This window comes from Bacillus sp. Au-Bac7 (assembly GCF_021341655.1).
Classification (GTDB): domain Bacteria; phylum Bacillota; class Bacilli; order Bacillales; family Cytobacillaceae; genus Niallia.
Map to the genome: position 1 here is coordinate 43,163 of NZ_JAJTTG010000007.1, position 13,311 is coordinate 56,473.

The window sequence follows — 13,311 nt, forward strand, 5'->3', positions numbered from 1 at the left end:
AAATGAACGAATATACAATTGAGTTCTACTGTGGGCAGATTAAATTTATAAAGGATTTTTTTGAGGGCTACCAAGACAGCAGGGTGTCCACATATGTGGAGCAATCAAGCAGAATAAAGGCTGACGTCAAGGTGCATACATTGCTGCCAATCCATGAAACAAAGAAGCATTTAGAGAATGTTTTTAAGCAGTCCAAATATGGATGCGCCCTCCATTTTACAGTTAAGGCAATAGATGAACCCTTTTAATAAATAAGCAAAGAAACCTCTATTTATAATAGAGGTTTCTTTTTTTATAACAATATTTGCTTCATTAAACAACTAAAGGCACAGAGTGTCTCTGAAGCTTTATCAAATCGGCAGGACCGTAGAGGATTTTATTTCTCTTAGGGCAAGGCTGGTATTTATTTTGGAGATGCCAAGTTTATTCAGCTTCTTGATAAAGCTCTCTAATCCACCTGTATCTTTATTGGCAACCTTCAACAAATAGTCGTACTCTCCTGTTAAACAATGACATTCCAATATTTCCTCCATACTGCTTAACACACCTTCAAGCTCTGCAATAGCTTCCTCTTGGTGGATATTAGTCGAAATGAAAATATAGCATAACAAATCAAACCCTAATTTTTTATGATTCAAGATTGCCACATGCCTCTCGATAAATCCCTCCTTTTCAAGTCGCTTAATGCGGGCATGTGTGGCTGGAGGAGATAAATTAACGAGTTTAGCAAGCTCGGCGTTGGAAATAGCGGCGTTTTTTTGCAATAAATCTAATAAAGTAATATCAACCGAATCAAGCACTTTATGAACAATGGATTCCATAAATGTAACCTGCCTTTCTTTTATTCTGATTCTGCTGCAAAAATCAGTACACTTCTTTATAAAATTCGGTAAAATCACAAAATAAATATGAAAGTTTTGTATTTATTGCATTATACAGAATTTTATATCGTTTTAAAAGGTACGGTGATACGATATTAACAAGAAATTTCTAACTTTGTGCTTGAAGGAGTTGTTTGTATGCCGTATGTGTTTCTGTTGATCACAAGCTTTTTATTTGGAGGGAATTTTGTTTTAGGCAAATTTCTTGTTGGGCATGCTTCGCCTGCAACACTGACAAGCTTAAGGTGGGCGCTTGCTGTTATCTGTCTGTTGCCGATTATTTGGAAACGAGAACAAAGATTGATTCCGCCAAAAGCTGCATTGCTGCCTTTATTCCTTATGGGTCTGACAGGAGTAGCTGCTTTTAATCTATTGCAATTTCAGGCATTAGAATATACTTCAGCCAGCAATGTAGGTTTAATCTCAACATTAAATACAATATCCATTGCGCTGTTTTCCTTTCTTTTATTGAAGGAAAAAATCAATAGCTGGCAAATGGCTGCCATGCTTTTGTCCTTCTCTGGAGTTCTTGTTGTACTAACAGAGGGTTCTTTAAGTCAGTTATTAGATTTACGCTTTAACAAAGGAGATTTATATATGATGGGAGCGGTATGCATTTGGGGGCTTTACTCTGTGTGCAGCAGGTGGGCAATGCAAAAAACATCACCGCTGATGGCCACCTTTTTTTCTGGAGCAATCGGTGTTGTTCTGCTCTTGCCATTTAATGCAGCTGATTTTTCAATCACAGAATTCAATGTTTCCTTCATGGTATCCATCCTTTATACCGGTGTTGTTTCAACAGTCATTTGTATGGTGCTTTGGAATATCGGCGTACAAAAACTCGGTGCTACAGAAGCAGGGCTGTTCCTTAATTTCAACCCAATCTTTACGGCTGTGCTGGCGTCTGTATTTTTGCATGAGAAATGGAGCTGGATGCAGGTTATAGGAAGCCTTGTCGTTATCCTGGGCTGTATTCTTTTTACGAAGCTTAAAAAGCCTCCACAGCTTACTTTAAAAAAGAGTGCGATAGTAATTAATGAAGAGAAATCGACAAATTTCGTCCATGGAAAAAAGTAGCCCTTTCTATTTTAGTTGAAATTTACTATAATAATAAGTACACATAAGCAAGAGGGGATTTCATAATTGGAGTCTCCTTTTGTTTGTTCTAAAATTCTTCATAGTGGATTTAGCAAGTGAGCAATGAGTTTTTACTGTTTTCACTTTTATTGTATAGTTAAATATATGTTAATAAATTTGTATAGAACAGGATGTTGAAATAATGAGCGAAAAACCATATAGAGTACTTCTTTACTATAAATATGCAACTATTGAGAACCCAGAAGAATTCACTAGCGAACATTTAGCTTTTTGTAAGGAGCTAGGTTTGTTGGGACGTATTCTTGTATCATCAGAAGGAATTAATGGTACGGTATCTGGTACAGTTGAACAGACTGATAAGTATATCGAGGCAATGAGAAAAGACCCTCGTTTTGCAGACACTGTCTTTAAAATAGACGAAGAAGAGGGACATGCTTTCAAGAAAATGCATGTGCGTCATAAAAAAGAATTGGTAAACTTAAGTCTTGAAGATGATGTTAATCCGTTGGAGTTAACTGGAAACCATCTAAAACCAGCTGAGTGGCTGGAACAAATGCAGGATCCTAATGCCGTAATTATTGATGCCCGCAATGACTATGAGTTTGACTTAGGTCATTTCAGAGGAGCAATTAAACCTGAAATTGAAACATTCCGGGAATTACCTCAATGGATTCAAGACAACCGTGAAATGCTAGAAGGAAAGAAAATCCTGACTTATTGCACAGGCGGCGTGCGTTGTGAGAAATTCTCAGGCTGGCTTAAGCGCGAAGGCTTTGATGATGTATCACAGCTTGACGGTGGTATCGTAACATACGGTAAAGATCCAGAGGTGCAAGGTAAGCTTTGGGATGGCCAATGCTATGTATTCGACCAACGAATTAGTGTTCCAGTTAACAGAGTCGAGAATGTAGTAGTAGGTAAAGACTACTTTACTGGTGAACCATGTGAGCGTTATGTGAACTGTGCAAACCCAGAATGCAACAGAAAAATTCTTTGCTCACCTGAAAATGAAGAGAAGTTCATGAAGAGCTGCAGTCATGAGTGCCGTACACATTCAAGAAACCTTTATGTAAAAGCACATGACCTTACACCAGAACAAGTGGAAGCAAGAGTGAAAGAAATTGCTGAGTGGGAAGCAAACCATGCTGGCAATTTAGCTTAATGAAAAGAGGATGTCTTAAGGACATCCTCTTTTTGTATTTTACAATTCGATGCTTTCACCAATCTGAAGGACTTTGCCTTTAATACCGCGGTCTTTTAGCGCCTTTACGAAGGCATCTCCATCTTGTTCGATAGCTGGGAAAGTATTGTAATGGATAGGTATGATTAAATCCGCCTTATACCATTCTGCAGCCAGCACAGCATCTTCAGGTCCCATTGTATAGTGATCGCCAATTGGGAGGAATGCGATATCGATATCATGTCTGTCGCCAATAATCTTCATGTCTCCAAAAAGGCCTGTGTCACCAGCATGAAGAATCGTTTTTCCTTCTGCCTCAATGACGAATCCAGCAGGCATGCCGCCATAAAGAATATTTTTGTTTTCTTCATCAATGATACCAGAGCTGTGAAATGCATGTGTCATCTTCGCTTTGGCAAACTGTAAATCTAATGTGCCGCCAATATTCATTCCGATTGTCTCGGCGCCTTGCCAGGACATGTATGCAGCCAATTCAGGTATAGCAACAATTGGTGCATTATTTGCTTTGGAGATTGGTGCTGCATCTAGAATATGATCTCCATGAGCATGTGTTAATAGCACAGCATCAACCTTAATATCATCCACTTTCACTTTAGCTGCTGGGTTTCCACTGATGAAAGGATCAATAATAAGTGATTTTCCATTTGCTTCAATTACAATAGTTGATTGTCCGTGATAGGTAATCTTCATCATACCATCTCCCTTTTTTTTCTTTCCAATAATGACGCTTTGATTTTCACTACTTAGATTAGAATAGTTTAGCCGATTTTGCCAAGCAATATGCTTGTTAGCAGCTAGACTGTTTTTCTTTTGTCAGGAATATATTATAATAAGCCGTTAATCTGAGGAAATTGATGCACTAAATAATTAACGTATCTGTTTCTTAAGAAAATCATGTTCTTGGCAGATTTGTATGTGAACAAATTTTTTTCTACATAATGGGTAGCTTCTTGTTGGCTGACCAATCGGGTATTCAATGCAAGGCTAAAAGAAATAAAGTGTTTAAACACTATCATTTCAACTCCTGACAAGAATATTTTATAATTAGTGTAGTGGAAAAATTAGAATATAACTATTTTTCAGAATAAGGGGGATTCGGGAAATGGCGGAGAAGGTGGCTTTAAATTACGCATTAATGATTGAACAGGTCAAAAGCAGAGGATACAGCAATGAGGAAATACTTGAGGCTCTAAATAAGGGGAATATTGATTTCTTTCGAGAGTTTGGCAAGGGACTTCCAGATTGGGAAACGCTTTTCTCTTATTTTCATGATAAAAAGGAAAAAGTGGAACAGCTGCTTAGAGGCAATTATGAAATTGCATTTTTAACAAAAGGGACATTAAAAAGATACTTGCTGTTTAAATTTGGTTTGGCTGAGGGCAAAGATTTTAAGGATAAGGGAGAAGTGCTTGGAGTATTTATGCTATCACGTGAAGACTACCAGACTTTATCGAAAAATATAGCAAAAAACTGGATTATCACTAATGTAGAAGAGGATAAGAATAATGTACAATTTACAATTGAATTACAATTTAAACCAGTCCTCTAATAAAATTTTTATAAATAGGTTGTTATTTTTTCAAGAAATCTTTCTTTATTATATAGAGGAGGAAAGATTGATGAAATTCGTTCATGGAAGGATATGTTATAATAAGAAAGTGGCTAATGCGAGTTAGTCCCTTTTTTTACACTAAAAACAGAACATACGTTCCTTTCAGGAGGTGCTAATCATGTGTGAGGAATCTGTTAATGGATTGAAAAGGTTTATAGAAGAGAACAAAGAATTTATGGGAAATACAATTGTACAAGGTTTTTTACGGGAAAAGGGTCATTTTAAGCTGTTTGCCGACGCTGTTTGTTATCCTTCTAAAGAAAACAAAGAAAATTTAGATGAAGCGTTTAAAAAGTATTATTTTACGATCCGGTTCACGTCCTATATCTCCTCTTCCATACATTTTAGCACATTAAATTTTCATAGGAAGCAAAGGCTCTATGCAAACAGATATCCTTTGTTATTGGACGCTGAAACAGAAGATGGTAGGACGCATAAAGACAGAATGGAAGATAGGAATGCAAATTTGGAAGCATATGCAGAAAGGGAGGGAATTCGGGAAAGCATTTCTGAATATATAGCTGATCCTTTACTTTATGATGCAATACAATCACTGTCTGACTCCCAAAAGACCGTTCTCTATTTTGCTTATATTAAGAAGCTCAATGATACAGAGATAGCGGAGGTGATCCAAAAAAGCCAGCAATATGTGTCGAAGTGCCATCAAAAAGCTTTGCAAAGGATATACAGCTATATGGCCCAAAAAAAGGAGGATTATAGACGATGAGTATTGGAGACTTGACGCAATGGATGACAATTGTAAGCAATTACGCATTTCCGGTGAGTGTTTCTATATATCTGTTATTAAGAATTGATAAAAAGCTTGAACGGTTGGGAAAAGAGCTGACAAAAAGGACGGAAGAAGGAAAGGAAAATGGATGATGGCCACATTATATTCATTAGTAAAAGAGTCGAAGATTAACAAGGATGCATTAGAAGAAGTGATAGAGATGTTTGAACCAAAGTTGAACAAAGCAGTCCAATATACTTCCCCTAATGAACAAGATGATCTCTCACAAGAATTGAAAATGCTGTTAATGAAATGCATTCAGCTATATGATTTAGATAATATCCCAGGCTTCTGGGAATTTAGAGACAAAATCAATAAAATCAAATAATAAGATAAAAGGCTCCTTTCGCCAGATGGCAAAGGAGCACTTTTTTTAAAAAAAAAGTATTAATCAGTACCTTGCATTGAACAGTAGATGGTGTTATATTATTAATCAAAGACCAGTACTGTTCATTGTATAGTACTAAAAGAAAGGAGATCTGTAATTGAACGTCCAATTTAAAAAGGGAGTCCTTGAGCTTTGTGTTCTTGTTCTGCTTGATAAACAAGACAGGTACGGATATGAGCTTGTTCAAAAAATTTCTGATCAGATCGAAATATCAGAAGGCTCTGTTTACCCGCTGTTAAGAAGGTTGACGAAAGAAGAATACTTTTCAACCTACCTCCAAGAATCTACAGAAGGCCCTCCAAGAAAATATTACAAGCTTACTGAAAAAGGCAGGGAATATCTCCAAACATTACTTAGTGAATGGCAACAATTCAGAGACGGTGTTGATACTTTAATTAAAGAAGGTGCTAGTGATGAATAAAGATCAATTTATAAAGGAACTGTCTGTGTTACTGAAGGATTTAAATGGTAAGGAAAAACAAGAGATATTGCATGATTACGAGGAGCATTTCCAATTTGGAATCGAAGAAGGCAAAGCAGAGAACGAGATTGCTGCTTCTTTAGGATCACCAAAATTGCTGGCAAAAGAAATACTTGCCAATTACCACCTTGAAAATGCTAAGGGTGCTCAAACAGCTGGAAATGTTATGCGGGCAGTATGGGCGGTGATTGGGTTGAGCTTCTTTAATATCATCATTGTGTTAGGTCCGTTTATTGCGCTTGTTGGTGTTATATTAGCTGGCTGGGCTGTTAGCATTGCCGGCATCAGTACTCCGCTTCTCGTTCTTCTTAACAATCTTTTTGGAAGTTCCTTTGATCTTTTTGAATGGTTTTTATCCTTTGTCTACTGTGGAGCTGGTTTATTGCTATTTGTAGGGATGCAATGGATAACAAAATGGTTTATGCACGGCTTTGTCCGTTATATTTCATTCAATACAGCATTAGTTAAAGGAGGCATCAAGTAATGAACAAACGAAAGTTACTGTGGGCTGGAGCAGTTTTGCTTGTGATTGGACTGATTGGCAGTCTAGCCACCTATAAACAAAGTGCAGAAAAATTTGATTTGAATGAAAGAAAAGTAATAGAAAGCAATAACTTTGAGCATGTGGAAATTTCAGCGGATAACGCTGCAATTGAAATTCATCCAATACAAGAGTCTTCAGCTTATGTTCAGCTATCGGGAACAAAAAGAGGAAATAGAGAATTGAATTATTCAGCAGAAGTTGAAAGCAATAAACTTAAAGTGATATTAAAGGAAAAAGGACATCAGCTTATTCCAATGAGCTTATTTGGGGACAGTGAGCTTAGCTTAGATTTGTACTTGCCGGAGAAACAATATGCCAGCATGATAGCAGATATTAAAAACGGCAGGATAAAAATGACAGATTTGTCTTCAAGAGAAGTTGTGCTCCATACAGCAAACGGCCGTCTGGAATTGGCAAATATAACTGCAGAAACAGTTAAGGCAGACTCTTCTAATGGAAGAATTCAGTTGGATAATGTCTCAGGGGAAATCGATGGAAAAACAATCAATGGAAGAATTGAATTGAACGCAAGCGCATTAAATCAGGATATACAATTACAAACAAACAACGGCGAAATCTCCATAACAGCAGAGAAGGAACCAGAAAATGCTAACATAAGTGCAGAAACAGATAATGGGGATATTGAAATTTTTAAGCAAGCCAATTCTAATGTAATCTTCGGTTATGGTGAGTATAAGATAAGATTAAAAACAAATAATGGAGATATAGAGGTAAATTAAAAGAGTAGCCCTTTTTTCAGGAAAAAAGGGCTTATTTTTTTATGTGATTTTTTATTTAAAAAAGCAGTTGACAAGTAACCGTTTACAGAATTACCTTTATATAGACCAATCGTTATAATTTTTCCTAAGGAGGATATGAGCTTGGGTGAAAAGGGGAACACTCGTGAGTTGATCCTAGAGACTGCCTCTCGCTTATTCCAGATTCAAGGCTATTATGGAACTGGCTTGAATCAGATTATTGCAGAGAGCAATACACCAAAGGGATCACTTTATTACTATTTCCCTAGTGGTAAAGAGGAATTAGCAATAGAGGCAATAAAATATACAGAAAATGTGCTGTTGCAGAAGACAAAGGATATTCTGTTTTCCGTCAACGACGCAATAACAGCATTTCAATTGCATATCAATGAAATCGCTGCTGATTTTGACAAGAAGGAAAGCATACACGGAATGCCAATCGGACTTATAGCGTCAGAAACAGCGTCGACATGTGAGCCAATTAGAAAGACTTGCTTAGTGACTTTCGAGAAATGGCAAGCTGTATATGCAGAAAAGCTTAAGGAAAGCGGATTTTCTGCTGAAGAGGCTGCAGATTTAAGTATACTTATCAATTCTATGATAGAAGGAGCCATCGTCCTGTGCTTAACAAAGCAATCAGGAAAGCCGATGAGAATTGTTGCAGATAAGCTTCCAAAGCTGCTGTCACAAGAATGTTAAGAAAGATGAAAGGGGATTTTTTATGGAAATGAATATGGACGCGGTAAAGGGGAAGGGAATGGAAGGAAGGCAATTTAAGACATTGCCTATCGTAACTTCTTTCTTGATTGCCGGTTTTATAGGTATGTTCAGTGAAACTGCCTTAAATATGGCATTGAATGATTTAATTGTTATTTTTAATATTGAGCCGACAACAGTTCAATGGCTGACAACAGGCTTTTTGCTTACATTGGGTATTTTAGTCCCAATTTCAGGATTATTGCTGCAATGGTTTAAAACTAGACAGCTTTTCTTTGCATCATTAAGTTTCTCTATATTAGGAACACTAATTGCTGCACTTGCACCAACCTTTGAATTTTTATTAGTGGCAAGAATTGTGCAGGCTGTCGGAACAGCGTTGCTGCTGCCGCTAATGTTTAACACGATTTTGCTGATTTTCCCTCCTGAGAAAAGGGGAGGAGCAATGGGAATGATCGGGCTTGTTATTATGTTTGCTCCAGCTACTGGGCCAACAATTTCTGGTTTGATTATTGAAAATCTGACATGGCATTGGATTTTCTGGATTTCCTTGCCGTTTCTAGTATTTGCTTTATTGTTCGGTATTCGTTATATGGAAAATGTCTCAACTGTAACAAAACCGAAAATTGATATAGTATCGATTATCTTGTCTACATTAGGCTTCGGCGGAATTGTATTTGGCTTCAGCAGTGCTGGAGAAGGCGGAGACCATTCAGGCGGCTGGGAAAGCCCAGTTGTAATTGTCTCTCTAATCGTAGGTGTAGTTTCACTTATTCTTTTCTCCATTCGTCAGTTTAAAATGGAACAGCCAATGATTAATCTTCGAGCATTTAAATACCCGATGTTCGTCTTAGGACTTATCTTAGTCTTCATGTCTATGATGCTTATTCTGTCTACGATGCTTCTTCTTCCAATGTATCTGCAAGGCGGTTTAGGTTTAACAAGCTTTACAGCAGGACTACTGTTGTTGCCTGGAGGTTTAATTAACGGATTCCTTTCACCAGTGATGGGAAGATTGTTTGATAAATATGGACCAAAATGGCTCGTCATTCCAGGTCTTGCCCTATGTTCAGTTGTTCTATGGTTCTTTACAGGAATTACAACAACATCAACAGTTGCGCTGATTATCGTGCTGCACAGCTGTTTAATGATTGGTGTATCCATGATTATGATGCCAGCACAAACAAATGGTTTAAACCAGCTGCCACCTCAATTATATCCTGATGGTACAGCGATTATGAACACATTACAGCAAGTTGCAGGAGCGATTGGTACAGCAGTTGGTGTATCTATATTGGCTTCTGGTCAGAAGAACTTCCTGGCAGGGGTAAGCAACCCTATGGACCCTGCTAATATTCCTGCTGCATTAACTTCAGGTGTACAAAGTGCCTTTACTTTTGCACTGATTGTAGCAATAATCGGATTTATTTGCAGTCTCGTAATAAAAAGAGTAAATCCAAAACATTAATCATAAAAAACAGTCTGTATGAAAAATGCAGGCTGTTTTTTTGTGCTTAGAATTTCGAGAATATTGAAGAACTTTGGCGAAATACCGCGCTAGCATCCGTCAACAAATCCTCTAAAGCTGCTATTTTGCTAAGCAGCATCAAAGCAAGAGCATTTTTTCTCCTAAATATTAAAACTGTCTTTACAAAGATTTACCAATATTTAATTTTCCCTAAACGATTACCATACAATCTCATTCTATACTTGACACAAAGGTTCAAAATACACATAAACAGTCTACGAGGTGACAATATATGCGTGAAAAGAGCTTTAATATCTACCACGATTACACCATTGTCGAGGGGGAAAAGTTCTCTGTACCAAAGGAAGCAGAATACTACTTGTATACAAAAAGGTGTTTGGATCTGCTGCTGGCAAGCGTTGGGCTAATTTTAGCAATACCGATTATTGCTGTCTTCGCAATTCTAGTTGTGTTAGAGAGCCCAGGCTCCCCATTTTATATACAGCAGCGCGTTGGAAAAAACGGAAATTACTTTAATTTAATAAAGCTTCGCTCTATGCACAATGATGCCGAAAAGGAAGGCGCTAAATGGGCCGAAGCAAATGACCCGCGTGTTACGAAAGTTGGTCATTTCATGAGAAAAACTAGAATAGACGAGCTTCCTCAGCTGTTATCTGTTTTAAAAGGAGATATGTCTATTGTTGGTCCGCGTCCGGAAAGACCAGTCTTTACTGCACAGTTTGACAGTGAAATTCCTGGTTTTGCGAAAAGGCTAGCAGTAAGACCTGGTTTGACTGGACTTGCTCAGGTAAGCGGAGGATATGAAATTACTCCTCGTGAAAAACTTCAGTATGATCTTGAGTACATTTCAAATTTGACGTTTAAGCTTGAACTGAAGATTATGCTGAAAACAGTAAAGGTATTGGTTACAGGTGAAGGCGCGCGCTAATTGACCGTATCTAAAGAGTTAAGCATAGGAATGAGCAGATTTTAACATTGCCATAGTTTTAAGCGAAGTTGGACCAACAGTCCCAGCTTAAAGCATTGTGTCTGCTGTTCCTGCTTTTTAGTATGTTTCTAATGCTAGTTTTTGCCTACCAGGTTTTTTGAGCTGGATTCAGATGAAAGTGTAGTGATTATGAGTCTAATGCTCGTTAATATACTTTATTTCCAGTTAGCTAAATAAATGTAAAAGGAAGAGAAGCATGAAGATTCTGTGGATTACGAGTGTATATCCGAGTAAAGAACAGCCTGGCAATGGGGTATTCCATGAAACACAGGTTCAAGCTTTGAAAAAACGAGGGTTAGAGATAACGGTAATCTGCCCAACACCGCAAAACCCTGCCGTTTTAAGAGCGCTAAAGAAAACATATAAGCGCAAAACTTTGCCGTTTTATGAAGTACGAGAGGGAGTGAAGGTTTATAGGCCGATTTATAGAGCACTTCCAGGGCAGCTCAGATGGGCACAGCCGGACAAGAGAATTGCTAAGGCAATTCTAAAGACGATCCAAGTCAAAAGTCTGCAATTTGATATGATCCATGCACATTTTGCGATGCCGTCAGGAGGCGCTGCTCATATTATTTCAAAAGAGCTGCAGAAACCATGGCTTTTAACACTGCATGGAAGTGATGTGCATATTTATCCTGCTTTTAGCAGAAGTGCCAACAAAGCATTTCAGCGCTCTGTTCACTCTGCCGATGAAGTGATATCAATCGGAAGACATCTTGCTCTAGCAGCAAAGGAAAAGACAGGCAGGGATAGCTTTGTTCTCCCTATTGGGATAAACCTTTCTAGATTTCAGGCTGCAGCATTGCCGAAGGAGAACGTAAGAAAAGAGCTTAAGCTGCCTTCTGACAAACAGCTGATTACCTTTATTGGAAGGCTTGTAAAGGAGAAAGGCGTGTATGAACTTGCTGAAAGTCTTAACCGACTGCCAAAAAATATGGCAGTTGTCTTAGTCGGAGATGGCCCTGCAATGGATGATTTAAAAAAGCATGAGCAATATGGAAAAAGGCTGTTTCTTCCTGGCCAAATTAGCAATGATAAAGTGAAGGATTACTTGCAGGCAAGTGATATATTCGCATTGCCTTCTTATTCGGAAGGGATGCCGACTGTTGTCATAGAGGCAATATCTATGAAAGTGCCAGTTATTTGTACAGCAGTAGGCGGGATACCCGACTTGTTCGGCGAGTTCAATCATTTGCTTATTAAGCCAAAGTCCGTTGACAGCATTGTTGAAAGAGTATTGGACTATCATTCAGAAAAATATGACCTTCCTATTATTAAGGATCAATTGCTTCAATATGTACAAGACAACTTCCATGTGGGCAGAAATGCTGAAGTCTTGGAAAAACGCTATCGGAAACTGGCATGGAATGAAGGCAAAGCTTCATTAAGCATTAAGGGGGATTAAGGATGAGCAGAGTAGTTGTAACAGGTGGAGCAGGATTCATTGGTTCCCATATTGTCGAAGAATTATTAGCAAATAATTATGAAGTGATTGTAGTTGATAATTTCACTACAGGTCATTATCGAAATATTAGCCATCTTCCTATTAAAATCTATGACTATGATATTACCGATCCTTCCTGCATTGATTTTATATCATCATTAAATCCGGAATATATTATCCATCAGGCTGCCCAAGTAAGTGTAGCTGAATCAGTACATGATATATTGCACGATGAAAATGTTAATGTAAAGGGTTCACTGCACGTCATTAAAGCAGGCATTAAAGCATCCATAAAAAAAATAGTATTCGCTTCATCGGCTGCTGTTTATGGAAATCCGCATTTTCTGCCTGTTACGACAGATCACCCTACAATGCCTGAGTCTCCGTATGGGTTAACAAAGCTGACTGTTGAGCGCTACTTGCAAATGGCGTATAAGTTTTACCAGTTGCCATACAGCATCCTTCGGTACAGCAATGTTTATGGTCCAAGACAAGACGCGAAAGGAGAAGGCGGGGTTGTCTCTATATTTGCTGACAAGATAGCTGAAGGAAAAGCACCTGTTATATTTGGAGACGGCGAACAAACAAGGGACTTCATTTATGTAAAGGATGTAGCAAAGGCTAATGTTAAAGCGATGGAGGCGCAAGGGAATATTTGTGTAAATATCTCCACTCAAACCAAAATTACGGTCAATGAATTATGGGAGACAATGGTCAAGGCTGGTGACATCCAATTAAAAGCAGAGCATCAAGCTGCAAGGCCAGGGGATATTCTGCACAGCACTCTTTGCAATCAAAAAACATTGGATGTATTAAATTGGATCCCGCAAACAAGCTTGGAAACGGGGTTAAAGGAAACGCTAGTTTTTACAAGGAGTATGCTCCAAGGAACAAAATGACTAATGGAAAGAAAGGGTCTG

At 38.1% G+C, this 13,311-nt stretch carries 17 protein-coding genes; 15 read left to right on the forward strand and 2 right to left on the reverse strand.

The features are described 5' to 3' along the window. The first annotated feature begins 2 nt into the window (after positions 1-2). Complete coding sequence (locus LXM54_RS19145; RefSeq protein WP_233316845.1) at positions 3-248, forward strand: hypothetical protein; 246 nt, start codon at positions 3-5, stop codon at positions 246-248. 102 nt (positions 249-350) lie between these two features. Here the strand turns inward: LXM54_RS19145 and LXM54_RS19150 are convergent, their stop codons facing one another. Then, positions 351-821 carry an Lrp/AsnC family transcriptional regulator gene (locus LXM54_RS19150; RefSeq protein WP_233316846.1) on the reverse strand — a complete coding sequence of 157 codons (471 nt, stop codon included), beginning with the start codon at positions 819-821 and terminating at the stop codon, positions 351-353. 198 nt (positions 822-1,019) lie between these two features. Here LXM54_RS19150 and LXM54_RS19155 point away from each other — a divergent pair, with 198 nt between their 5' ends. Beyond that, on the forward strand, positions 1,020-1,958 hold the full coding sequence (locus LXM54_RS19155) for a DMT family transporter (RefSeq protein ID WP_233316847.1): 939 nt from the start codon (positions 1,020-1,022) through the stop codon (positions 1,956-1,958). A 202-nt stretch (positions 1,959-2,160) separates the two neighbouring features. Continuing rightward, entirely contained in the window at positions 2,161-3,141 is a 981-nt protein-coding gene (gene trhO, locus LXM54_RS19160) for an oxygen-dependent tRNA uridine(34) hydroxylase TrhO (RefSeq protein WP_233316848.1), read from the forward strand. Between the two features lie 39 nt (positions 3,142-3,180). Here trhO and LXM54_RS19165 read toward each other — a convergent pair whose 3' ends face one another. Next, the gene (locus LXM54_RS19165) at positions 3,181-3,870 is read right to left on the reverse strand and encodes a metal-dependent hydrolase (RefSeq protein WP_442780513.1); all 690 of its coding nucleotides are present in this window, start codon (positions 3,868-3,870) and stop codon (positions 3,181-3,183) included. A 412-nt stretch (positions 3,871-4,282) separates the two neighbouring features. On the opposite strand from LXM54_RS19165, the gene LXM54_RS19170 reads away from it, so the two are divergent. The 12 genes from LXM54_RS19170 (at position 4,283) to LXM54_RS19225 (ending at position 13,290) form a co-directional block, all read left to right on the forward strand. Further along, on the forward strand, positions 4,283-4,729 hold the full coding sequence (locus LXM54_RS19170; protein WP_233316850.1) for a hypothetical protein: 447 nt from the start codon (positions 4,283-4,285) through the stop codon (positions 4,727-4,729). A gap of 181 nt (positions 4,730-4,910) precedes the next feature. Then, the gene (locus LXM54_RS19175; protein ID WP_233316851.1) at positions 4,911-5,519 is read left to right on the forward strand and encodes a sigma factor-like helix-turn-helix DNA-binding protein; all 609 of its coding nucleotides are present in this window, start codon (positions 4,911-4,913) and stop codon (positions 5,517-5,519) included. After that, entirely contained in the window at positions 5,516-5,674 is a 159-nt protein-coding gene (locus tag LXM54_RS19180) for a YvrJ family protein (protein ID WP_233316852.1), read from the forward strand. Before LXM54_RS19175 ends, LXM54_RS19180 begins: the two co-directional genes overlap by 4 nt. Continuing rightward, on the forward strand, positions 5,671-5,910 hold the full coding sequence (locus tag LXM54_RS19185) for a helix-turn-helix domain-containing protein (protein WP_233316853.1): 240 nt from the start codon (positions 5,671-5,673) through the stop codon (positions 5,908-5,910). Before LXM54_RS19180 ends, LXM54_RS19185 begins: the two co-directional genes overlap by 4 nt. Before the next feature lie 157 nt (positions 5,911-6,067). After that, positions 6,068-6,391 (forward strand): PadR family transcriptional regulator, encoded by a 324-nt coding sequence (locus LXM54_RS19190; protein ID WP_233316854.1) that lies wholly within the window; start codon positions 6,068-6,070, stop codon positions 6,389-6,391. Next, on the forward strand, positions 6,384-6,935 hold the full coding sequence (locus tag LXM54_RS19195; protein ID WP_233316855.1) for an HAAS signaling domain-containing protein: 552 nt from the start codon (positions 6,384-6,386) through the stop codon (positions 6,933-6,935). Before LXM54_RS19190 ends, LXM54_RS19195 begins: the two co-directional genes overlap by 8 nt. Next, the gene (locus LXM54_RS19200; RefSeq protein WP_233316856.1) at positions 6,935-7,735 is read left to right on the forward strand and encodes a DUF4097 family beta strand repeat-containing protein; all 801 of its coding nucleotides are present in this window, start codon (positions 6,935-6,937) and stop codon (positions 7,733-7,735) included. Before LXM54_RS19195 ends, LXM54_RS19200 begins: the two co-directional genes overlap by 1 nt. A gap of 141 nt (positions 7,736-7,876) precedes the next feature. Beyond that, on the forward strand, positions 7,877-8,452 hold the full coding sequence (locus LXM54_RS19205; RefSeq protein WP_233316857.1) for a TetR/AcrR family transcriptional regulator: 576 nt from the start codon (positions 7,877-7,879) through the stop codon (positions 8,450-8,452). A gap of 58 nt (positions 8,453-8,510) precedes the next feature. Then, complete coding sequence (gene lmr(B) / locus LXM54_RS19210) at positions 8,511-9,938, forward strand: lincomycin efflux MFS transporter Lmr(B) (protein WP_233316935.1); 1,428 nt, start codon at positions 8,511-8,513, stop codon at positions 9,936-9,938. 292 nt (positions 9,939-10,230) lie between these two features. After that, positions 10,231-10,887, forward strand: coding sequence for a sugar transferase (locus tag LXM54_RS19215; RefSeq protein ID WP_233316858.1), 657 nt, complete (start codon positions 10,231-10,233; stop codon positions 10,885-10,887). Positions 10,888-11,143: 256 nt separating this feature from the next. Then, positions 11,144-12,352, forward strand: coding sequence for a teichuronic acid biosynthesis protein TuaC (gene tuaC / locus LXM54_RS19220; protein ID WP_233316859.1), 1,209 nt, complete (start codon positions 11,144-11,146; stop codon positions 12,350-12,352). A 2-nt stretch (positions 12,353-12,354) separates the two neighbouring features. After that, entirely contained in the window at positions 12,355-13,290 is a 936-nt protein-coding gene (locus LXM54_RS19225; protein ID WP_233316860.1) for an NAD-dependent epimerase/dehydratase family protein, read from the forward strand. The last annotated feature ends 21 nt before the right edge of the window (positions 13,291-13,311 follow it).

Bases quoted from the DNA above. Each gene is read 5' to 3' on its own strand.
- LXM54_RS19145 (WP_233316845.1), top strand. From the start codon at position 3: ATGAACGAATATACAATTGAGTTCTACTGTGGGCAGATTAAATTTATA.
- LXM54_RS19150 (WP_233316846.1), bottom strand. From the start codon at position 821: ATGGAATCCATTGTTCATAAAGTGCTTGATTCGGTTGATATTACTTTA.
- LXM54_RS19155 (WP_233316847.1), top strand. From the start codon at position 1,020: ATGCCGTATGTGTTTCTGTTGATCACAAGCTTTTTATTTGGAGGGAAT.
- trhO (WP_233316848.1), top strand. From the start codon at position 2,161: ATGAGCGAAAAACCATATAGAGTACTTCTTTACTATAAATATGCAACT.
- LXM54_RS19165 (WP_442780513.1), bottom strand. From the start codon at position 3,870: ATGAAGATTACCTATCACGGACAATCAACTATTGTAATTGAAGCAAAT.
- LXM54_RS19170 (WP_233316850.1), top strand. From the start codon at position 4,283: ATGGCGGAGAAGGTGGCTTTAAATTACGCATTAATGATTGAACAGGTC.
- LXM54_RS19175 (WP_233316851.1), top strand. From the start codon at position 4,911: ATGTGTGAGGAATCTGTTAATGGATTGAAAAGGTTTATAGAAGAGAAC.
- LXM54_RS19180 (WP_233316852.1), top strand. From the start codon at position 5,516: ATGAGTATTGGAGACTTGACGCAATGGATGACAATTGTAAGCAATTAC.
- LXM54_RS19185 (WP_233316853.1), top strand. From the start codon at position 5,671: ATGATGGCCACATTATATTCATTAGTAAAAGAGTCGAAGATTAACAAG.
- LXM54_RS19195 (WP_233316855.1), top strand. From the start codon at position 6,384: ATGAATAAAGATCAATTTATAAAGGAACTGTCTGTGTTACTGAAGGAT.
- LXM54_RS19200 (WP_233316856.1), top strand. From the start codon at position 6,935: ATGAACAAACGAAAGTTACTGTGGGCTGGAGCAGTTTTGCTTGTGATT.
- LXM54_RS19215 (WP_233316858.1), top strand. From the start codon at position 10,231: ATGCGTGAAAAGAGCTTTAATATCTACCACGATTACACCATTGTCGAG.
- tuaC (WP_233316859.1), top strand. From the start codon at position 11,144: ATGAAGATTCTGTGGATTACGAGTGTATATCCGAGTAAAGAACAGCCT.
- LXM54_RS19225 (WP_233316860.1), top strand. From the start codon at position 12,355: ATGAGCAGAGTAGTTGTAACAGGTGGAGCAGGATTCATTGGTTCCCAT.